Genomic DNA, 20,072 nt, shown 5'->3' with positions numbered 1-20,072 from the left:
GGACATGCGCAGCAGGCGGCCGCGCGGCGCGGTCACGATGCGTCGCGCGGCCAGCCGGGCCGCCAGCGCGTTGGGGTCGTCGTCCACGATCGCCACCTGCGGCCCGCGCGCGCCGGCCGGGCTCGCCACCCGCTCGCCGGCCGCCGCCAGCCGTTCGGCCAGCTCCTCGACCAGCTCTGACACATGATCCTGTACGGCCTGCGGATCCACCCGCTCGATGAGGTCGAACCCGGCGTTGGCCGCGTAGGCCGACGGCACGGGCGGCGTGCCGGTCTCGAAGCGCCGGGCGTCACCGGGGAAGTCCAGCAGCCGGGTGTCGAACGCGAACGGGTTCACCCGGCCGAACCAGCCGGTGAGCTCCGGGTCGCGCTGATGCTCCAGGCCGTCGCGTACGTACAGGAAGGCGATGCCGGGCAGGCCGAGCAGGTACTTCAGCGAGCCGGAGGCCAGGTAGTCGCAGCCGAGCTCGCGTACGTCGACCGGGACGACCCCGGTGCCCTGGTAGGCGTCCACGAACACCCGCGCGCCGTGCTCGTGCGCCAGCCGTACGACGTCCGGGACGGGCAGGCGGGCACCGTTGCGGTAGGTGATCAGCGGCACCGACACCAGGTTGACGTTCTCGTCCACGACCCGCTCGTACGCGCCGGCCTCGACGTTCTCGCCCGTGTCCGCCGCCACCCGTACCTGGGCGCCGCGTCCGGCCTGGGCCAGCCAGACGTGCGCGATCGACGGGAACTCCAGGTCGTTGGTCACGATGCCGGGCCGGTGTGACCAGTCCAGCGACGAGGCGACCTGGAAGGCGGCCTCCGACGCGCACGAGAGCACCGCGATTTCGCCGGGGGCGGCCTTGATGAGCCGGGCGAACCGCTCGCGCGCCCATTCGACCTCGGCCATCCACACGTCCCAGGGCGCGCCCTTGTCCCGGAGCGAATAGCCGATCTCCTGCAGCGAGTACGCCAGCCGGGCGGACAGGGCGCCCTGGCTGCAGCTCGCCAGGTGCACGGTGTCGGCCAGCGAAGGGAACTCCGCCCGAAATTGGGTGGAATTCAACATTCGTAACATTTCGGGTCGCCTATCAGCCGCTTTCATTGAATTCAATAAACCTTCAATCACGCTACATCGATAGGATCGCCGGATGATTGGCACCAGAATTCGCGAGCTCCGGTCCGAACGTGGTCTGACCGTGGCGCAGCTCGCGACGGCCGCGGGGGTGGCGTCGGGGTTGATCAGCCAGGTCGAGCGCGATCTGGCCGATCCCAGCCTGGAGGCGCTACGGAAGATCGCCAAGGCGTTGGACCTGCCGCTGTTCAGCCTGTTCCAGGAGCCGGATCCGGCACTCGTCGCGGTGATCCGCGCCGACAGCCGGGTGCGGGTCAAGTCACCGTCCGACGGGATCACGTACGCGCGCGTGTCGCCGGGACGCGGCCGGCTGGAGGTCCTGGAGGGACACCTGCTGCCCGGTGGCTCGTCGGCCGCCGAGTCGTGGTCGCATCCGTCGGAGGAGTGCGTGCTGGTGCTGCGGGGGCGGCTCGTTGTGGAGGTCTCGGGCTTCGACCACGAGCTGGAGGAGGGCGACAGCTGCTACTTCGACTCTTCGCTGCCGCACCGCTACCTGAATCCGGGCGAGGAACCCACCGATTTCATCATCGCCGCAACGCCTCCTAGTTACTGATTTTTCCTGTCATAGTGAGGCGCCTCATGCCCATTCAACTCAGGAGGTCCTTCGTGGTGTCCAGATTCGGCCGTGCCGCCCTGATCCTGGCGGGAGCGGCGGTGCTGGTGCTGCCGGTGCTCCCGGCCCAGGCGTCGGGCGACGTCAAGACCAGCGCCAACGTCAAGCTCGTCGGTGGCATCCCGAAGCAGGGGCCGTTCAAGAGCGGCGACGCCTACGACACCGACCTGGCCTTCCAGGGTGACTACGCCTACCAGGGCAACTACCACGGCTTCACGATCTACGACATCAAGAACCCGGCCAAGCCGGCGGTCGTCAGCCGGGTCACCTGCCCCGCCGCCCAGAACGACGTCTCGGTCCAGGGCGACCTGCTCTTCCTGTCGGTGGACGAGTCGCTCACCAGCGACTCCTGCAAGGCCGAGGCCGAGACGCCCAGCGTGAAGTCGGCGTGGGAGGGCATCCGGATCTTCGACATCAGCGACAAGAAGCGGCCCAAGTACATCAAGTCCATCGAGACCGCCTGTGGCTCCCACACGCACACGCTCGTACCGGACAAGAAGCGGGCGGGCAAGAAGAGCGAGGCCGTCTACCTGTACGTCTCCTCGTACGGGCCCGCCAAGGGGTACCCCGACTGCAAGCCGCCGCACGACCGGATCTCGATCGTCAAGGTGCCGCTCAGCAAGCCCACCTCGGCCAAGGTCGTCTCGCGCCCGGTGCTGTTCCCCGACGGCGGCAACGAGAAGCAGGAGGGCCTGCTCGCCCCCACCACGGGCTGCCATGACATCACCGTGTTCCCGGAGAAGGACCTGGCCGCGGGCGCCTGCATGGGCGACGGCGTGCTGATGGACATCTCCGACAGGGAGCACCCGAAGGTCACGACCAGGGTCACCGACGAGAACTTCGCGTTCTGGCACTCGGCGACGTTCAACAACACCGGCACCAAGGTCGTCTTCACCGACGAGCTGGGCGGGGGCGTCGTGGCCACCTGCAACGCGGCGACCGGTCCCCAGCGGGGCGCGGACGCGGTCTACGACATCGTGGACGGCCGGCTCACGTTCAAGAGCTACTACAAGATCCCGCGCAACCAGAGCCCGGACGAGAACTGCGTGGCGCACAACGGCTCCCTGATCCCGGTCAAGGGCCGCGACATCATGGTCCAGGCGTGGTACCAGGGCGGAGTGTCCATCTGGGACTTCACCGACTCGTCGGCGCCCGCGGAGATCGGCTACTTCGACCGCGGCCCGCTCAAGCCGCAGAACCTCGGCGGCTCCTGGTCGGCCTACTACTACAACGGCCACATCTACAGCAGCGACATCCAGCGGGGCCTGGACGTGCTGACCATCACCGACCAGCGGACCGACCCGGCCGCCACGAAGCGGCTGAAGGTCCTCAACACCCAGACCCAGTACGCCTACTGAGGCGGCGCGAACCCACCCGGAGTCGCCTGCGGCGGCGACTCCGGCGCCTGCGGCCGGTAAGACGGCGGCTGGTAAGACGGCTGCCCACTCGGCTGGGCGGGCGGGGGCGGGTACGGTCCCTGCTGCTGGGCGGGCGGCATCGGTGGCGGGTACGGGGCCTGCTGGAACGGCGGCCCAGGCTGGGCGTAGGCCGGTGGCGCCATGCCGTTGCGCTGGGCCAGCCGTACCTCGTCGCGCCTGCGACGCTCGGCCAGGACGGCGCTCAGGTAGGCGTGCGGCGGCACCCCGGTCGGCGCCGCGGGCGAGACGTACGCCGCCACCTGCGTCGCGATGCGCGTCCCCATCTCATGCTGGATCTGCGGCGACACGTCGTGCCAGCGGGAGAGGTATTGTCTGGCGGCCATCGCCACCTCCTCGGGCAACTGCGAGAGCTCCAGCGTCGCCGCCCAGGCGGCCAACTGCGGCGGCATCACGATCAGCTGCCCCGCGGACCTCGGCACACGCTCGGCGATCACGATCGTGCCCGCGAAGATGTCGCCCAGCCGTTTGCCCCGCTGCGAGACCAGCGAGGAGATCAGCGCCGGCGCCCCCAAGAACATCCAGAACTCCACCAGCCCGGCCAGCCCGCGGAACAGCGCCTGCCGGAACCGTTCCGGGCTCCCGTCGTCACTGACCACCCGCAACCCGAGCGCCAGCTTGCCCAGGCTCCGCCCCCTGCTCAAGCTCTCGAAGATCACCGGGTAGCCCACCATCACCAGCACGCTCAGCACGATCGACACGGCGGCGAACAACGCCACGTCGGTGACCAGGAAGAACGCTTCCGATGCCGCATACACGACGATCAGGGCGACAATCTGGACCAGCATGTCGATCATGAGCGCCACAGCGCGGGACGGCATCTGGGCCACCCGCACCTCGAGGACGACGGCGTCACCGGTCACAACCTCTGACATACGTGGAGCCTAACGGCATTGGCCCGCTGGATGACCGGCCACAATGGTCCGGTGGACATCGATGCGTTCGTCACCGCACACCGCCCGGCGTGGGACAGACTGGAGCACCTGATCCAACGCCGCTCCTCGCTGACCGGGCCCGAGGTCGACGAACTGGTCGACCTCTACCAGCGGGTGTCCACGCATCTGTCGATCGTCCGTTCGTCCTCCGCGGACGCGATGCTGACCGGTCGGCTGTCCGCGCTGGTGGCCAGGGCGCGGTCGGCGGTGACGGGGGCGCACACGCCTGCCTGGCGGGAGTTCGTCAGGTTCGTCACCGTGTCGTTCCCGGTGGTCGCCTACCGGGCCCGGTGGTGGTGGCTGGCCACCTCGCTGGCGTGCGTCGCCGTCGCGTGGGTGCTCGGCGTGTGGGTGGCGAGCAACCCGCAGGTGCAGACCTCGATCGCCTCGCCCGACGAGATCACCCAGCTCGTCGAGCACGACTTCGCCGACTACTACTCCGAGAACCCGGCCGCCTCCTTCGCCAGCCACGTGTGGATCAACAACGCGTGGGTCTCGGCGCAGGTCATCATCTTCGGCATCTTCCTGGGGCTGCCGATCCCCTTCGTGCTCTGGTCGAACGCGGCCAACCTCGGCGTCTCCGCCGGGCTGATGGCCTCGCGTGGCAAGCTCGACATCTTCTTCGGGCTGATCATGCCGCACGGCCTGCTGGAGCTGACCGCCGTCTTCCTGGCGGCGTCCGTCGGCATGCGGCTGGGGTGGACGGTCATCGACCCCGGGCCGCGCAAACGCGTCGAGGCGCTGGCGGAGCAGGGCCGGGCGGTGGTCAGCGTGGCGCTCGGGCTGGTGGGGGTGCTGTTCGTGTCGGGGCTCATCGAGGCGTTCGTCACGCCGTCCGGGCTGCCGACCCCGGTGCGGGTGGGCATCGGGGTGCTCGCCGAAGGGGCCTTCCTCGCGTACGTGATCGTCTTCGGCAGGCGGGCGCTGAGGCAGAACGAGACGGGTGACCTCGAACGCGCCCCGGACGTGGCCCCGAGCGCCTGAACCCGCTTACAGGCGGCCGGCGGCCTTCAGCGCCAGGTACGCGTCGGCCAGGGCCGGGGCGATGTCCTCCGGTGGCGCGTCCACCACTTCGACGCCGTGGCGGCGCAGCCGGGCGGTGATGCGCCTGCGCCCCAGCTCCGTGTGCTCGGCCGCCGCCGCGTCGTACACCTGCTCGGCCGTGCCCCTCTGGGCCGCCATGGCCGCCACGCGCGGATCGGAGACGCCCGCCACCAGCACCAGGTGGCGCGAGGAGAGCTGCGGCAGCACCGGCATCAGCCCTTCGTCGAGCGCGGCCGGGTTGAGGTCGGTGAGCAGCACGACCAGGCAGCGCCGCTTGGCCCGGGACAGGACCGCCGCGACCATGCCCTGCGAGTCGGCCTCGATCAGCTCCGCTTCGATCGGCGCCATGGCGTTGACCAGCGACGACAGCAGCTCGGTACGGGAGGCCCCGGCGACCCAGGCGCGTACGGCCCGGTCGTAGGCGAGGAAGTCCACCTGGTCGCCCGCCCTGGCGGCGAGCGCGGCCAGCAGCAGGGCGGCGTCCATCGACCAGTCGAGCCGCGGCCAGCCGGGCACCGGGCGGGGATCGGGCCGGGCCAGCAGCCCGCCGCCGCCCGCCGTGGCGCCGGCCATCGGCATCGGGGCGTCGCCCACCCGGCCCGCGGAGGTGCGGCCGGTGTCGAGCACGATCAGCACCCGCCGGTCCCGCTCCGGACGCCAGGTGCGGACGACCACGTCGTGGCGCCGCGCGGTGGCCCGCCAGTCGATCGAACGCACGTCGTCGCCCACCACGTACTCGCGCAGCGAGTCGAACTCGGTGCCCTGCCCGCGTACCAGGGCCGGGTGCTGGCCGTCGAGCTCGCGCAGCCTGGCCAGCCGGGAGGGCAGGTGCTTGCGCGACAGGAACGGCGGCAGCACCCGCACCGACCACGGCGCCCGGTGGGTGCCCTGACGGGCGGCCAGGCCGAGCGGCCCGAGCGAGCGGACGGTGAGCGCCACGGACTCGCGGTCGCCGCGCCTGGTCGGGGTGAGCGTCACGACCAGCTTGCGGCGCTCTCCGGCGGGCACGTCGAGCGGCAGGGAACGCGGTGACGCGCCCGCGGAGGGCGGCCAGGCGTCCCGGAGCAGGCCGCGGATCCGGCGGCCGCCCGGGTTCTCCACCACCAGCTCGACCGTGGCCTGGCCGCCGAGGCGGACCAGCCGGTCGCCCGAGCGGTGGAAACGGAGCGGGCGGACCGCGCCCGCGAACACCAGGTCCACGATGATCGCGGCGGCCAGCAGCAGGCAGACGCCCGCCACCGCGGGCCCTGGATCGGGCGCCAGCAGCACGACCACGACGCCGAGCGCCGCCACCAACCCGGCGCGTCCCGTCAGAGCCATCAGCGCGGGACCGGGACCGAGGCCAGGATGCCGTCGAGCAGGCCGTCGGCGGTCGCGCCCTCCAGCTCGGCCTCGGGCCTGAGCTGAATCCGGTGCCGCAGCGCGGGCCTGGCCAGCGCCTTGACGTCGTCGGGAGTGACGTAGCCGCGGCCCGACAGCCACGCCCAGGCCCGCGAGGCGGCCAGCAGCGCGGTCGCGCCACGCGGCGAGACGCCGAGCTGGAGCGACGGAGAGTTTCTGGTGGCCCGCGCCACGTCCACGATGTAGCCGAGCACCTCGGCTCCCACGTGCACCTTCGCCACTGCCTCGCGGCCCGCTTCCAGGTCCTGGGCGGTGGCGACGGGCTTGATCTCGGACAGGTCGCGCGGGTCGAAGCCGTGCGCGTGCCGTTCGAGGACCATGATCTCCTGCTCGCGCGGCGGCAGCGGCACGGTCAGCTTGAGCTGGAACCGGTCGAGCTGCGCCTCCGGCAGCTGGTAGGTGCCCTCGTACTCGATCGGGTTCTGGGTCGCGCACACGACGAACGGGTCGGGCAGCTTGCGCGCGTCGCCCTCGACGCTGACCTGCCGCTCCTCCATCGCCTCCAGCAGCGCGGCCTGTGTCTTCGGCGGGGTGCGGTTGATCTCGTCGGCCAGCAGCAGGTTGGTGAAGATCGGCCCCTCACGGAACTCGAACCGCGCCGTCTTCGCGTCATAGATCAGCGAGCCCGTCACGTCGCCCGGCATCAGGTCGGGCGTGAACTGCACCCGCTTGAAGTCCAGCGAGAGCGCGGCGGACAGCGTACGGACCATGAGCGTCTTGGCCACGCCCGGCACGCCTTCGAGCAGCACATGCCCCCTGCACAGCAGCGCGATGACCAGCCCGGTCACCACGGCGTCCTGGCCCACCACGGCCTTGGACACCTCGGCGCGCAGCGCGCTGAGCGCGTTCCTGGCCGAGTCACCGCCGGGCGCCTGGGCGGTCATCTCAATGTTCACTGACGGTCCTCTCGATCAAGTCCAAGTAGCCTGCCAGGGCGACGAGCCCGGCGTCGTCGGCGGGTGGTGGGCCGTACAACGCGGTGCCGATCTCCTGCGCGTCCTGGCCGGTCCGTACGGCGATGGCGGTCACCAGCTCGTGCCGGCCCGAGCCCGAGCCGAGACCGAGCCGGGGCGTGAGCCGGTCGATCGTGCCTGCCCTGAGCGCGTCGGCCGCCCTGCCCCTGGCCCGCCTGGCCCGGTAGAGCCGCCCGCGCCCCTCGACCGTCTCCGCGGCCCGCACCACGACGGGCAGCCGCTCGGTCACGACCGGCCCCAGCCGCCTGCCCCGCCAGAACGCCACCAGCAGCAACGTGATGACCGCCATCCGCACGGCCCAGGGGATGCTCGCGGGCATGAGGTCGTACATCGACTTACCGTCCTGGCCCGGCAGTTCGCCCACGGGCGGTGTCTCCGGCGCCACCAGCCAGGTCACGGCCTTGGCCGAACCCAGCAGGTTCAGGGCGAGCGCGGCGTTGCCGTCCTCGGCCAGGCGCTGGTTGGTCATGAACTCGCCGCTGCCCAGGACCGTGGTGGTGCCGCCCGCGTTGGGGTAGCTGACGAGCGTCCATCCATCGCCCCACGGGTAGCAGCCGGTGGCGCCGGCCGGTCCGGTGAACGCGGAGCCACCGATGAACGCGCTGCCCGCGGCCTTGGCGGCGGGCAGTGAGCAGCCGGGCTCGCGCGAACGCTCGCGTGCGAACCCCCGCACCGGCCGCACTCCGGGAGCCAGCTCGTCGAGTGTGAAGATGTTGTCCACGATCACCCGGTCGCCCTGGATCCCGGCCAGGACGCGCGGGTCGGCGTAGGAGGCGTCGGTGATCAGCAGCAGCGGGTCTCCCGGCGCGGCACCGGTGGCCTTCGCCACCGCCGCCTCCGCCGAGTCGACCCGGTCCACGGTGACACCGCGGTCGCGCAGTAGCTCGGCCAGCGCCATCGAGCCCGCCAGCGAGGCGTCGGCGGGATCCAGATGGCGTGACGGCCGGGTGTCCGGTTTGAGCAGCACGCTGAGCACCGCGGCGAGCACCATGAGCGCGCCGAGCAGGACGATCAGCCGGCTGGCCCGCCAGGTGGAGCGCACGGTGGGGGAGGTGGAGTGGGACTCGCCGCTCTCCCGTGGCCGCATGTCGAGGCTCATGAGGTGCTCCCGAGCGGGGATCCGGCCAGCGGGACCGGCCTGGCCTGGCGGAGCCGCTCGTCGAGACCGCTCATGGCCTCGTACGCCTGCCGGGTGCCCGGCTCGGCGCCGTAGGTGACGTCGTCGAACGAACGGGCGGCGGCGGTCAGCTCGTCGGCGAAGCCGGGCAGCGCCTGGCCCGCCTCGGCGGCCAGCTCGTCGGCCGTACGCCCCGGCATCCCGTCGACCAGGGCCCGCTCCTCCAGGTCGCGGGCGATGGCGCGCAGCCGCTCCTGGATCGCCTCGGTCCAGTCGCCCTTGGCGGCCAGCCGCTCGGCCGCCTGGCGGTGCTCGGCGGCGGTCATCGTCCGCTCGCCGAACAGCCCGTCCGGCGCCGCCGCGTTCATGCGCGAGCTCTTGCGGAGCCGCCACACGACCAGCGCGATCACCCCACTGATGATCAGTGTGATCACGATGGCGGAGATGACGCCGCCGGTCGTGCCGCTGCCCGTGGCCGCGTCCATGAGGTCGCCGACGAACTGCTGGAAGTGCCGCCACGCCTGGTCCAGCAGCGCTTCCTTCTTGTAGCCCGGCTTGAGGAGTTCGTCCGCGGCTCTGCGTGCGGCCTCCTCCCTGTCGATCGGGGTCACGGCCTGGCGGAGTTGGACGGATGCCAGAGCTCGTCGGCCGAGGCGTGCACCCAGCCCTGACGCTGCTGCTCGATCGCCGCCGTCTGCAGCACCAGGTCGAACGCCTCGCGGCGCATCCGCCGGTCGGCGTAGAGGAGCCCCGCGACACCCGCTTCGAACGGGTAGGTGATCAGCGCGCCGAGCGTGCCGCCGACGGCGAGCAGCACGGCCGCCGCCACGGCGGTGCCGGACGATTCGCCGAGCAGGCCGAGGAGGGTCCCGGCGATGGTGAACGGGATCTCCAGGATGCCCGCGACGAGCCCCACCAGCAGCGAGGTGAGCAGCAGGATGCCGAGCACCCGCCAGAAGTCGCCGGTCACCAGGTTCCAGGAGCGCCGCAGCGCCTCGATGGGACCCTTGCCCTCCAGCACCACGGCCGGCGCCGCGAGCGCGAACCGGGTCCTGAAGTACAGCCCGTAGCAGATGTACAGCAGCACGGAGATCACGGTCACGCCGCCCACCGCGGCGGGTGAGCCGTCGCCCGTGCCGGTCGCGATGACCGCGACGATGATCAGGACGAAGACGACCAGCGGGACCAGCATGATGACGGCCATCAACCCCACCACGCCGAACAGCGCCGGGGCGCGGCCCTTGGTCAGCTGCCACGCCTCCCCGGCGGAGATCTTGCCGCCGAACACGGCGCGGCCGAGTATCCGCACCAGCAAGCCGGTCAGCAGAGTCACCGCGATGAAGCTGACCACGACGGAGACGAGGGCGCCGCCGTACTGGGCGATGAACCCGCCGTATATCCCGGACAGGTCGGCCGGATCGGCCGAGGCCGGATCGTCGAGCAGGCCGCGCATGGAGTCGAAGGCGAACACCTGCCCGATCGCGATCGGGAGGGCTCCGAGCAGGGCGGCGACCGCCGAGAGGCCCAGCACCGCCTTGGGGTTCGACCGGATCAGTTTGATCGTTCCGTCGAGGATGTCGCCCAGCCCCAGCGGCCGTAGCGGTATGATCCCGGGGCGCAGTGCGGGTGGCTGCGGCATGTAGCCGTATCCAGGCGGCGGTTGCTGATAGGGCGCCTGCGGGCCGGGGCCCGGTGGAGGCTGTTGCTGTTCGAAGCCGGGGGCGGTCCACGGCGAGGTCTGCGGGGCGCCGTAGGGAGGGGGCTGTTCTGGAGCCCAGCCTGGTGGCGTCTCGGGCGAGGGACCGTGACCGTCTGACATATCCCAATCCTGGCATGGTGGGCGGGGCAATGGTGTCGTGCGTGCGATTCGCCGGCTCATCTTGCCCGCATTCCGGGGCGTTCCTGCTCAAGGATCTCATCGAAGGATGGCCGAAAGTCGGTCTGTTACCGCAGACTGAGATTGCGGTCGCGGCTGCAAGTCTAAAACTTGTCTTTTGTACGTCTCGTGTCCCATGCATGGGCCAACGAAGGGTAACCTTCAGCGATCGTGCGGGTATGTCCCAGAATGCGTAGAACGAATGAGGGGCCATGAAAGGTCGCGTGCTGGTCGTCGATGACGACGCCGCTCTCGCCGAGATGCTGGGTATCGTGTTGCGCGGCGAAGGCTTTGAGCCATCCTTTGTCTCAGATGGGGACAAAGCCCTTGACGCTTTCCGGGACACGCGCCCGGACCTGGTGTTGCTCGACCTGATGCTGCCAGGGGCGGACGGCATCGACGTGGCGCGCAGGATCAGGGCGGAGTCGGGCGTGCCCATCGTCATGCTCACCGCCAAGAGCGACACGATCGACGTCGTACTCGGTCTGGAGTCGGGCGCCGACGACTACATCGTCAAGCCGTTCAAGCCGAAGGAACTCGTGGCCAGGGTGCGGGCGCGGCTGCGCCGTACCGACGAGCCCACCCCGGAGATCCTGCAGATCGGCGACATCACCATCGACGTGGCCGGTCACTCGGTCAAGCGCGGTGAGGAGACCATCAACCTGACGCCGCTCGAGTTCGACCTGCTCGTCGCGCTGGCCCGCAAGCCGCGCCAGGTCTTCACCCGGGAGGTCCTGCTGGAGCAGGTCTGGGGCTACCGGCACGCGGCCGACACGCGGCTGGTCAACGTGCACGTCCAGCGGCTCAGGGCGAAGATCGAGAAGGACCCGGAGCATCCCGAGATCGTCGTCACGGTCCGCGGCGTGGGTTACAAAGCCGGGCCGGCCTGACCTCCGCCCGACCTGGCCATGGCCTCGACTAGCAGGAAACGACTCCGCCGCCGTACTCTCCGCCAGATTCTGGGCGGGGTCCGGCGGCGGACGCGGCGTGCGGCGGGCCGGGCACGGAGCGTCTGGCGCCGCTCACTCCAGCTCCAGGTGGTCACCAGCACGCTGGTGATCTCCGTGACCGTGGTGGTCGTGCTCGGTGTCTTCCTGTCCGACCAGATCAACAGATCGGTCATCGAGAGCCGCCAGCAGTCCTCGGCCACCGAGGCGCTCGCCGACCGCGTGCGGATCGCCGACGCGCTCAGCCAGAAGCCCGACGACCAGGCCAAGTCGACCGCCGACACGGGCGGCAACACGCCCGTCGACCCGCTCGACGAGGTGATGGACACGATCACCGGCTCGGGCGAGAACGGCTCCAAGAAGCGCTACGAGGTGCTGGTGCTCAACACCTCCCGCCCCGGCAAGTCGCGCGCCTCGGGCAATGTCGCGCCCGAGAACGTGCCGCAGGCGCTGCAGCAGAAGCTGCGGAGCCAGGAGCAGAAGTACATCTTCGACAAGCCGCAGCGCTTCACCGCGCCCATCACGTTCACCGGTGACAGCCAGGCCACGCCCACGCTGGTCATCGGCGGCGTGGTCGACATCAACGGCGAGAACTACGAGGTCTACCACTTCTTCCCGATCAACGAGGAAGAGCAGATGCTGTCCAACGTCAGGCTCGCCCTGGCCGTGGTGGGTCTGGGACTCGTGCTGCTGCTCGCCGCCATCGCCTACCTGGTGGCCCGCCAGGTCGTCAGCCCCGTACGGCTGGCCCGCCAGGCGGCCGAGCGCCTGGCCGCGGGCAAGCTCGACGAGCGGCTGAAGGTACGCGGTGAGGACGACCTGGCCCGCCTGGCCACCTCGTTCAACGAGATGGCCGTCAACCTGGCGCTGAAGATCCACCAGTTGGAGGAGCTGTCCCAGGTCCAGCGGCAGTTCGTGTCCGACGTCTCCCACGAGCTGCGCACCCCGCTGACCACCGTGCGGATGGCCGCCGACCTGCTCTACGACGCCCGCGAGGACTTCGACCCGATGGCCGCCCGCTCGGCCGAGCTCATGCAGGCCCAGCTGGAACGGTTCGAGTCGATGCTGGCCGACCTGCTGGAGATCAGCCGCTACGACGCCGGCGCCGCCACGCTCGACCTCGACCCCGTCGACGTGCGTGACGTGGTGCTGCGCGCGATCGGCGACTCCGAGGCGCTGGCCGAGCGCCACTCCACCCGCTTCGAGCTGCGCCTGCCCAACGAGCCGTGCATGGTGGAGATCGACAACCGGCGGGTCGAGCGCATCCTGCGCAACCTGCTGTTCAACGCCATCGAGCACGGCGAGGGCAGGGACGTCGTGGTGACGGTGGGCGCCGACCGGGACGCCGTGGCCGTCGCCGTACGCGATCACGGGATCGGCCTGAAGGCGGGCGAGGACACCATGGTCTTCGACCGGTTCTGGCGCGCCGACCCCTCACGGGCGCGGACCATCGGCGGCACCGGGCTGGGCCTGGCCATCTCGCGCGAGGACGCCTCGCTGCACGGCGGCTGGCTGCAGGCGTGGGGGCAGCAGGGGGAGGGCTCGCAGTTCCGGCTGACGCTGCCCCGGGTGGCCGGGACCGACCTGAAGGGGTCGCCGCTGTCGCTGGTGCCGCCCGAGATCGAGATGCGGCGCACGTGGCGCGGGCAGATGACGCCGGTGCTGCTGCCCGCGTCGGCGGACGGGGCCGGTTATGACGAGGACTAGACCGGCTATGGCGAGGACCAGGCTGGTTATGGCGAGGACTAGACCGGTTATGGCGAGGACCAGTAGGCCGCTCCGCGCACGGCTCAGGCGGCTCGGCGCCGTCGGCGTCGTCATTGCGACGCTCGCCTGGAGCTCGGCCTGCGCGGTGATCCCCGTGGGCGGACCGTTCGCGGTCGGCGAGGCCGGTGACAACGACCCGATGAGCAAGCCGTTCCAGCGCATGGTCGCCATCGAGCCGCAGCCCGGCTGGTCACCGCAGCAGGTGGTGGAGGGCTTGCAGGCCGCCATGGCCGCTTACGCCGACGACCCGGAGATCCTGCCGAAATACCTGACGGACGAGGCACGGCAGGCCTGGAAGCCCGGCGGTCCGGTGACAGTGCTCGACAACGGGGCGAAATACGATGAATCAGGGAAGATCGGCGACAAGGAGGTCACCGTCGTCATCTCGGGCACCCAGGTGGCCCGGATCGAGGACGACGACACCTACGTGCCCGTGTCCGCGGGCGTGGACAGGAAGTTCACCCTGGTCAAGGACAAGACAGGCGAATATCGGGTCAATTCGCTGGTCGGGGGCCTCGTGCTCACGGAGGCGGACGTCGCTCGCGCGTACCGGCCGACGAACCTGTACTACCTGAACGGCGTGCCCGGCAGCGGCGGCGCCAACGCGGACATGCTGGTCGTCGACCGGGTACGCCTGCGGCTCAAGCCCACCGAGAGCTTCGCCAAGACCATCATCGAACGCCTGCTCAAGGGCCCGAGCAAAGCGCTGCAGGGCGCCGTGGAGAACGTCTTCCCGCACGGCACGCGGGTGGAGTCCGTACGCGCGCTCGACGACCGCGTGCTGATCAACCTCAGCGGTCCCATCGACGCGGACGGCATCTTCAGCAGGGGGCTCCAGGCCCAGCTCAGATGGAGCCTCACCAGCAACAACGTGGCCAACGGCCGGTCGATCGAGGTGCAGCTCGACGGCGAGCCGTTCTACTCCTCGGACACGCTGACGATCGAGCCCAAACTGCCCGACGACTGGCTTGGTTCCGCCTCCAACGTCGTCTACTACACCAACAGCAAAGGCGCCGTCTATTCGGTGGGCCACGACGGGCCCGGCAGGGTCGTGGCCGGACCAGCCGGTCAGCCGAACGGCCCGTACTCCGACTTCGCCGTGATCACCGGCGGCTACGCCACCGGTCAGGGCGCCGACCTCATCGCGGCCAAGTCGAAGGCGGGTGGCATCTGGGTCACCAGGGCCGCCGCGGACGGCCACTGGCAGCAGTGGATCCAGGGGGCGAGCGCCGACCTCACGGCGCCCTCCTGGCACAGGGACGGCACCCTGTGGACGTACGACCGCCGCAACAAGGCCGTGCTCCGGTGCAACCCGAGCGCGGGGCGCGGGCCGGAGCGCATCGCCGCGCCGAGCCTCGACGGGTTCGACGTCACGCGTCTGCGGATCGCCAGGGACGGCGTGCGGGTGGCGGTCACGATCGGCAAGCACGAGATCCGCGTCGGCGCCATCACGGGAGAGGGCGCCTCCACCATGCTCGGAAATTTCCAGACATTGAGCACGGTGAACGACGAGAACATCATGGACCTGGCCTGGCGTGACGGCGAGCACCTGGTGGTGCTCTCGTCTAGCAACGCCGGGTCGGTGGTCAAGGAGATCAACGTGGGCGACGGCACGGTCACCAAGCTGCCGTCGGACAAGCGGCTGCACACGCTGGCCGCGCAGGGTGAGCGGATCCTGGCGGGGACCTTGCACAAGAACGAGATCCTGGAATCCAACCTGGACAAGCAGAACTGGACCGCCAAGATCGCCACCGACGCCGACACCCCGATCTTCCCCCTGGGCTGATCCGCCGCCTGTCTGCGGGAATCGTCGACGGCCCTGTGTGGCGCGGCCGTGTGTCGCGCGGCGTTGCTCGGCGCGGTCCTGTTTCGCGGTCCTGTTTCGCGGTCCCGGCTCGCGCGGTCCCGGCTCGCGCGGTCCTGGCTCGCGCGGTCCTGGCTCGCGCGGTCCTGTTTCGCGGTCCTGGCCCGCGCGGTCCGGCTCACGTGCGGCCCGCCTCACCTGCGATCTCGCGGCGCCGAAACTGTCGGGGGCGCCGGGCATGCTGGTCGCCGTGTTCGCCGCGCTCGCCGATCTGATCCTGCCGCAGCACTGCCTGGGCTGTGCCGCCGGCGGCCCGCGCCTGTGCGGGAGCTGCCTGGCCCCCGTCCCGGCCCGCCGGATGCCGAGACCGGTCCCGGCCGGGCTCCCCGAGTGCTGGTCGGCCGCCGACTACGCGGGGGCCGTGCGTGCGGCGATCGTCGCCTACAAGGAGCGCGGCCAGACCACGCTGGCCCGTCCACTGGCGACGGCCCTGGCCTTCACCGCCTGCCACGCCCTGGCGTCCCGGCCCGCCGCGCCGGTGGCCGTCGTCCCCATCCCCAGCGCCGCCCGCGCCCGCCGGTCGAGAGGACACGACCCGGTCGGCAGGCTGGCCGCGCTGGCCGTACGGGAGATGGCGGCGTTCGGTCGCCGGGCGGAGCTGTGGCCGGCGCTCGGGCAGGCGCGCCAGATAGGCGACCAGGCGGGCCTGAACGCCACGCAGCGGGCCGCCAACCTCGCCGCCTCCCATCAGGTCACCCCAGCCGGGAAGGCCCGCCCAGCGGCCTCTGCGCTGCTCGTGGACGACATTGTGACGACGGGCTCCACCCTGGCCGAGGCGGCCAGGACACTCCGGGCGAACGGCGTCGAAGTCCTCCTAGCAGTCACCGTCGCCGCGACACGCCGAAGATCTTGAAATCCATTACGGTCACCCTGGGTAAAGAAAGATCTATTCGTCGGCCCTGACCTGGAGGCCACATGTCACTGCCCACCGAGCGGCGGCGGGGCAGCTCAACACTCCACGGTGGCCCGGATATATGGGCGGCCGTACGCAGAAAAGGGCACGCATCACGCCCGTCACACTGGTGAAAAATCACAGAAAGTGATCGTTTGCCCGATCCCTAGGCTGACATTCGGTCGCGATGCGGATAGCGTTCTGACATGGCACCCGTTCGGGTCCGTGGTTGCGCAGAGTCGGGGTCCCCGGCTCTGCTAGCCGATGCCAGCCGCAGGCAAAACGGTCCACGTAAGGCGACTCTTTGTCGACCGATCACGGTGCGGCTTAGGGGTAAGTCCTGCCTTCCCGGGGGTCCAGATGTCCCCCGCCAGAAGAGAAGGGCAGTAGTGGCATCAGAGCCGCGAAATCCTCAGCAGGCGGATGTGGGGTCGAAGACCAGGTCGGCCGGGCGGGTGCCACCCGAGATCCCGGTGACGGAACGTCGGAAGAGGGTAACGGTGACAGCAGAGAGGCAGACGGAAGACCCCGCCCGGCAAGAACGTCGTCGGGCGCTCTTTCTCAGTCGTTAGACGAAGGGGGGCTGTTGCATGGACATCATCGTCAAGGGCCGGCACACAGGAGTGAGTGATCGGTTCCGAGACCAGGTGACGACCAAGCTGGCCAGGATCGAGCGTCTGGACAACAAGCTCATTCGAGTCGATGTGGAGGTGTCGAAGGAGCGCAATCCGCGCATCGCCAACCAGCGAGAGCGCGTCGAGCTGACCATTCACTCTCGAGGACCCGCCATCCGTGCGGAGGCTTCCGCCGACGATCGATTCGCCGCCCTAGACATGGCGCTGGACAAACTGGAAGGACGCCTCAGGCGGCTCTCCGACCGGCGCAAAGTGCATCACGGCAACCACTGCCCGCCCTCCGTCGCGGAGCTCACCGCGACGCTCCCCGAAGTCGCCGACCTGGCACCCCGCGAGGTCGAGGTCGTTCCGGAGTTCGAAGAAGATCAGCTACCCGATGACAAGCAGTACGACGACATCGTCCCGATCGAGATGGAGGGCGACGGGCCGCTCATCGTACGGGAGAAACACCACAAAGCGGAACCAATGACCATCGACCAGGCTCTCCTTGAGATGGAGCTGGTCGGCCACGACTTCTACCTGTTCCGTGACAAGGAGAGCGGCCAGCCGTGTGTCGTTTACAACCGGCGCGGCTATAACTACGGCGTGCTGCGGCTCGTAGAGCCGTGACAGTGCGCTAAAAGATCTTCTCGACCACCCTAGGACCGCGTTAGACGTGCCATCATTGGCGGTCCAACGGCTCTGGCCCCCCGACGAGGAGGAGACGTGAGCGAGCTCAGTCAGGTGATGAGCGAGCGAACCGCGGAGAAGGCAGTCGCGAGGCTGATCGAGGAGGCCTGGTGACGGAGTCTGGCGAGGCCCGCGCGTCAGGAGGCGAGCCGATCCGCGTCCTGATCGTGGACGATCACGAGTTGATCAGGCGGAGCCTGGCTCTGGCGCTGGCCGCCGAGCCGGACATCGAGGTGGTCGGTGAAGCCAGCGACGGGCACGAGGCGGTCGAAATGGCCGACCGCCTCATGCCCGACGTGGTGCTCATGGACGTGCGCATGCCGCGACAGGACGGCATCGAGGCGGCGAAGGGTATCAAGGCCTCCGTGCCGAGCACCCGCATCATCATGCTGACGGTCAGCGACGAGGAAGAAGACCTCTTCGAGGCCATCAAGGCGGGCGCGACCGGCTATCTGCTCAAGGACGTGCAGATCAACGACGTCCCCGCCGCCGTGCGCGGAGTGCACGAAGGCCAGTCGCTCATCAATCCGGCCATGGCCGCCAAACTCATCAACGAGTTCGCGAACATGAGCAAGAAAGAGAGCGAACGCCCACCGCAGCTTCCCGTGCCCCGGCTGACCGAGCGCGAGATGGAGGTGCTGCGCCTGGTGGCCAAGGGGATGAACAACCGCGAGATCGCCAAGCAGCTCTTCATCTCCGAGAACACGGTGAAGAACCACGTCCGCAACATCCTCGACAAGCTGCAACTCCACTCACGCATGGAGGCCGTGGTCTACGCGGTGCGCGAACGCATGCTGGAAATCACCTGACGTCCGCCGCCGAGGCGGCGACGGACGTGACCACCCCGGCCCTCAGGCCGGGTGTGTCGGAGGGCGATCATCCGATGCGCGCCTCGGGCGGGGGTTGGGCGACAGTCCGCTTTGCCGCCAGTTGAGCGATGAGAGCAGCGATCCGCTGGCGTCCGCCCAGACGGGTGCGACGCGCCAGCCGCTGGCGTCTGCCGCCGGACCGGCGATGAGGGCGCCTCTCGCGCAACGCCCGCTTCCAGCCCCCTGGGCGGGCCGCCGGGCGCAGCTGAGCCGCCCTGGTCGGCGCGCGCAGGCCGCCGCCCGCGCCTGGCGTAACCTGGTGCGCCCCGGGCGGGTAGTGGAGGGGTGGCGATCACCGGGTGTCTGTCCCGAACGGGTGCAGGGGTAGCGGTCAGCGGTCCTCGTGCCCTGCGGATGCCAGGAGCGGCGTTCTGATGGCACTCCCCGCCAGACCGGCGACGAGGGTGGCGATCATCCCATGGCTGCCTCGAACGGGAGCGCAGGGTGGCGTTCTGGTCGCACTCGCCGCTGGGTAGGCGACGAGTGCGGTGGTCAGGCGATGCCCGTCCCCTGGTGGGGGACAGAAGTGGTGCTCGCCGTCAAGTAGGCCACGAGGGGCGTGATCAGTCGGCGGGCGCTTCCAGGTGGGCTATGAGGGTGGGGTCGGCGCGTTCCACTCGTACGGCGTCGCAGCCCACCCACTCGGCGGCCGACCACAAGGCGTCGCGCAGGGCGTCGGCCCACTTGGCGCCGGTGAGGCCAGGCTCCAGGCTGAGTTGCCTGGCCACCAGGGTGGTGCCCTCGCGGGCCGGGTCCACGCGGCCGATCAGCCGGCCGCCGGCCAGCACCGGCATCGTGAAGTAGCCGTGCACCCGCTTGTGCTTGGGCACATAGAGCTCGAGCTGGTAGTTGAAGCCGAAGACCCGCTCGGTCCGGCCGCGATGCCAGATGAGCGAGTCGAACGGCGACACCAGCGTCGTGCGGTGCCGTCCGCGCGGCGCCGACGCGAGGCCCGCCGGATCGGCCCACGCGTTGGTCTGCCCCCTGGTCGAGGGCCAGCCGGTCACGTGTACGGGCGCCAGCCCGGTGGCCCCGCTGAGCAGCACCTCGTCGAGGATCGCGGCGAACCTCCCCTTGAGCCGCAGGAAGTCGATCAGGTCGCCCCTGGTCGCCACGCCCAGGGAGGCGCCGGCGATGGCCGCCAGCCGTACGATGCACTCCTCGTCGGAGAGGTCCTCGGCCAGGAGTTCGGCGGGGACCACGCGCTCGGACAGGTCGTAGACCCTGCGCCAGCCGACGCGGCGGCTGCAGACGATCTCGCCGATGTCCAGCAGCCACTCCAGGCCGATCTTCGAGTCGGACCAGTCCCACCAGGGGCCGCCGTTCTTGGCGCCGCCGACGTCCGAGGTGGTGAGGGGGCCCGAGTCGCGTACCTGATCCCGCAGCTTGTCGACGTGGTCGGGCACCTCGTGCCAGCGGTAGCGGCGGTCGCGGTAGGCGCGCCGCCTGAAGGCGTAGAGGGGCCAGTGCTCGATCGGCAGGATGCAGGCGGCGTGGCACCAGTATTCGAAGCTCTGGGCGGGATTGTGCCAATAGGCGCGCTCAACCTTGGGCCTGCCCACCGCGCCCAGGCGCGCGTAGGCGACGAGCTCGTGGGAGCGGGCCAGGACGGAGATCGTGTCGAGCTGGATCGCGCCGAGCCTGCGGAGCATGCCGTGCACGCCGCCTCGGCGGGCGTCCGCGCCGCCGAGCAGGCCCTGGGCCCGCAGGATGATCCGCCGCGCCTCGTCGGCCGTCAGATCCGTCATATCAGCACATTGGTACGGCTAGGCATGCCGCGATGCTAGCGGCGGGCACCGACAGAAACGGCGGCCCGCCGCGAGACGCACGCATCGGCGGCGGGCCTCTCTCGCCTCTGCCGCGGAGGTTGGGCGGCGGCGACCCTCCGCGTCCGTCCATGGATGCGGTGGTTTG

17 protein-coding genes are annotated in these 20,072 nt (G+C 70.2%); 9 read left to right on the top strand and 8 right to left on the bottom strand.

The annotated features are described in order from the left end of the window. The coding region (locus KME78_RS56185; protein ID WP_219538268.1) for an aminotransferase class V-fold PLP-dependent enzyme at positions 1 to 1,053 on the bottom strand (1,053 nt) is incomplete at its 3' end. A gap of 82 nt (positions 1,054 to 1,135) precedes the next feature. On the opposite strand from KME78_RS56185, the gene KME78_RS56180 reads away from it, so the two are divergent. After that, on the top strand, positions 1,136 to 1,672 hold the full coding sequence (locus KME78_RS56180) for a helix-turn-helix domain-containing protein (RefSeq protein WP_219538267.1): 537 nt from the start codon (positions 1,136 to 1,138) through the stop codon (positions 1,670 to 1,672). 26 nt (positions 1,673 to 1,698) lie between these two features. Beyond that, entirely contained in the window at positions 1,699 to 3,090 is a 1,392-nt protein-coding gene (locus KME78_RS56175; protein WP_219538266.1) for an LVIVD repeat-containing protein, read from the top strand. Here KME78_RS56175 and KME78_RS56170 read toward each other — a convergent pair. After that, entirely contained in the window at positions 3,084 to 4,043 is a 960-nt protein-coding gene (locus KME78_RS56170; RefSeq protein ID WP_219538265.1) for an RDD family protein, read from the bottom strand. The genes KME78_RS56175 and KME78_RS56170 overlap by 7 nt on opposite strands. A 51-nt stretch (positions 4,044 to 4,094) precedes the next feature. Between KME78_RS56170 and KME78_RS56165 the strand changes: the two genes are divergently transcribed. Next, a complete protein-coding gene (locus KME78_RS56165) occupies positions 4,095 to 5,087 on the top strand; it encodes a stage II sporulation protein M (protein WP_219538264.1) in 993 nt (330 codons plus the stop codon). A gap of 6 nt (positions 5,088 to 5,093) precedes the next feature. Here KME78_RS56165 and KME78_RS56160 read toward each other — a convergent pair whose 3' ends face one another. The 5 genes from KME78_RS56160 to KME78_RS56140 are packed head-to-tail and all read right to left on the bottom strand — an operon-like array spanning position 5,094 to position 10,278. Next, positions 5,094 to 6,467 (bottom strand): DUF58 domain-containing protein, encoded by a 1,374-nt coding sequence (locus KME78_RS56160; RefSeq protein WP_219538263.1) that lies wholly within the window; start codon positions 6,465 to 6,467, stop codon positions 5,094 to 5,096. Beyond that, a complete protein-coding gene (locus KME78_RS56155; protein WP_219538275.1) occupies positions 6,467 to 7,432 on the bottom strand; it encodes an AAA family ATPase in 966 nt (321 codons plus the stop codon). Before KME78_RS56155 ends, KME78_RS56160 begins: the two co-directional genes overlap by 1 nt. Position 7,433: 1 nt before the next feature. After that, positions 7,434 to 8,621, bottom strand: coding sequence for a DUF4350 domain-containing protein (locus KME78_RS56150; protein WP_219538262.1), 1,188 nt, complete (start codon positions 8,619 to 8,621; stop codon positions 7,434 to 7,436). After that, on the bottom strand, positions 8,618 to 9,250 hold the full coding sequence (locus KME78_RS56145; RefSeq protein WP_219538261.1) for a DUF4129 domain-containing protein: 633 nt from the start codon (positions 9,248 to 9,250) through the stop codon (positions 8,618 to 8,620). The genes KME78_RS56150 and KME78_RS56145 overlap by 4 nt, the downstream gene beginning before the upstream one ends. Next, positions 9,247 to 10,278 (bottom strand): glycerophosphoryl diester phosphodiesterase membrane domain-containing protein, encoded by a 1,032-nt coding sequence (locus KME78_RS56140; protein ID WP_246654613.1) that lies wholly within the window; start codon positions 10,276 to 10,278, stop codon positions 9,247 to 9,249. Before KME78_RS56140 ends, KME78_RS56145 begins: the two co-directional genes overlap by 4 nt. A 449-nt stretch (positions 10,279 to 10,727) precedes the next feature. Here KME78_RS56140 and mtrA point away from each other — a divergent pair, with 449 nt between their 5' ends. The 6 genes from mtrA (at position 10,728) to KME78_RS56110 (ending at position 18,098) form a co-directional block, all read left to right on the top strand. Beyond that, the gene (gene mtrA, locus KME78_RS56135) at positions 10,728 to 11,405 is read left to right on the top strand and encodes an MtrAB system response regulator MtrA (protein ID WP_043620615.1); all 678 of its coding nucleotides are present in this window, start codon (positions 10,728 to 10,730) and stop codon (positions 11,403 to 11,405) included. Positions 11,406 to 11,423: 18 nt separating this feature from the next. Then, on the top strand, positions 11,424 to 13,169 hold the full coding sequence (gene mtrB, locus KME78_RS56130) for an MtrAB system histidine kinase MtrB (RefSeq protein WP_219538259.1): 1,746 nt from the start codon (positions 11,424 to 11,426) through the stop codon (positions 13,167 to 13,169). Between the two features lie 49 nt (positions 13,170 to 13,218). Beyond that, entirely contained in the window at positions 13,219 to 15,015 is a 1,797-nt protein-coding gene (locus KME78_RS56125) for an LpqB family beta-propeller domain-containing protein (RefSeq protein WP_219538258.1), read from the top strand. Positions 15,016 to 15,271: 256 nt separating this feature from the next. Next, positions 15,272 to 15,946, top strand: coding sequence for a ComF family protein (locus KME78_RS56120; protein ID WP_246654611.1), 675 nt, complete (start codon positions 15,272 to 15,274; stop codon positions 15,944 to 15,946). A gap of 629 nt (positions 15,947 to 16,575) precedes the next feature. Then, entirely contained in the window at positions 16,576 to 17,229 is a 654-nt protein-coding gene (gene hpf / locus KME78_RS56115) for a ribosome hibernation-promoting factor, HPF/YfiA family (protein WP_219538257.1), read from the top strand. A 170-nt stretch (positions 17,230 to 17,399) separates the two neighbouring features. Further along, positions 17,400 to 18,098, top strand: a complete 699-nt coding sequence (locus tag KME78_RS56110; RefSeq protein ID WP_214633525.1) for a response regulator — start codon at positions 17,400 to 17,402, stop codon at positions 18,096 to 18,098. Positions 18,099 to 18,721: 623 nt separating this feature from the next. Here the strand turns inward: KME78_RS56110 and KME78_RS56105 are convergent. Further along, positions 18,722 to 19,906, bottom strand: coding sequence for a winged helix-turn-helix domain-containing protein (locus KME78_RS56105; protein WP_219538256.1), 1,185 nt, complete (start codon positions 19,904 to 19,906; stop codon positions 18,722 to 18,724). Positions 19,907 to 20,072 lie beyond the last annotated feature (166 nt).

Source organism: Nonomuraea guangzhouensis, from assembly GCF_019396345.1.
Taxonomy (GTDB): domain Bacteria; phylum Actinomycetota; class Actinomycetes; order Streptosporangiales; family Streptosporangiaceae; genus Nonomuraea; species Nonomuraea guangzhouensis.
Note: the sequence above shows the minus strand (reverse complement) of the source record. Positions and strands in the feature narration are given on the sequence as shown.

What these genes read in the sequence shown, in the direction of transcription:
- KME78_RS56180 (WP_219538267.1), top strand. Translation starts at nt 1,136, where the DNA reads ATGATTGGCACCAGAATTCGCGAGCTCCGGTCCGAACGTGGTCTGACC.
- KME78_RS56175 (WP_219538266.1), top strand. Translation starts at nt 1,699, where the DNA reads ATGCCCATTCAACTCAGGAGGTCCTTCGTGGTGTCCAGATTCGGCCGT.
- KME78_RS56170 (WP_219538265.1), bottom strand. Translation starts at nt 4,043, where the DNA reads ATGTCAGAGGTTGTGACCGGTGACGCCGTCGTCCTCGAGGTGCGGGTG.
- KME78_RS56160 (WP_219538263.1), bottom strand. Translation starts at nt 6,467, where the DNA reads ATGGCTCTGACGGGACGCGCCGGGTTGGTGGCGGCGCTCGGCGTCGTG.
- KME78_RS56155 (WP_219538275.1), bottom strand. Translation starts at nt 7,432, where the DNA reads ATGACCGCCCAGGCGCCCGGCGGTGACTCGGCCAGGAACGCGCTCAGC.
- KME78_RS56150 (WP_219538262.1), bottom strand. Translation starts at nt 8,621, where the DNA reads ATGAGCCTCGACATGCGGCCACGGGAGAGCGGCGAGTCCCACTCCACC.
- KME78_RS56140 (WP_246654613.1), bottom strand. Translation starts at nt 10,278, where the DNA reads ATGCCGCAGCCACCCGCACTGCGCCCCGGGATCATACCGCTACGGCCG.
- mtrA (WP_043620615.1), top strand. Translation starts at nt 10,728, where the DNA reads ATGAAAGGTCGCGTGCTGGTCGTCGATGACGACGCCGCTCTCGCCGAG.
- mtrB (WP_219538259.1), top strand. Translation starts at nt 11,424, where the DNA reads ATGGCCTCGACTAGCAGGAAACGACTCCGCCGCCGTACTCTCCGCCAG.
- KME78_RS56125 (WP_219538258.1), top strand. Translation starts at nt 13,219, where the DNA reads ATGGCGAGGACCAGTAGGCCGCTCCGCGCACGGCTCAGGCGGCTCGGC.
- KME78_RS56120 (WP_246654611.1), top strand. Translation starts at nt 15,272, where the DNA reads ATGCTGGTCGCCGTGTTCGCCGCGCTCGCCGATCTGATCCTGCCGCAG.
- hpf (WP_219538257.1), top strand. Translation starts at nt 16,576, where the DNA reads ATGGACATCATCGTCAAGGGCCGGCACACAGGAGTGAGTGATCGGTTC.
- KME78_RS56105 (WP_219538256.1), bottom strand. Translation starts at nt 19,906, where the DNA reads ATGACGGATCTGACGGCCGACGAGGCGCGGCGGATCATCCTGCGGGCC.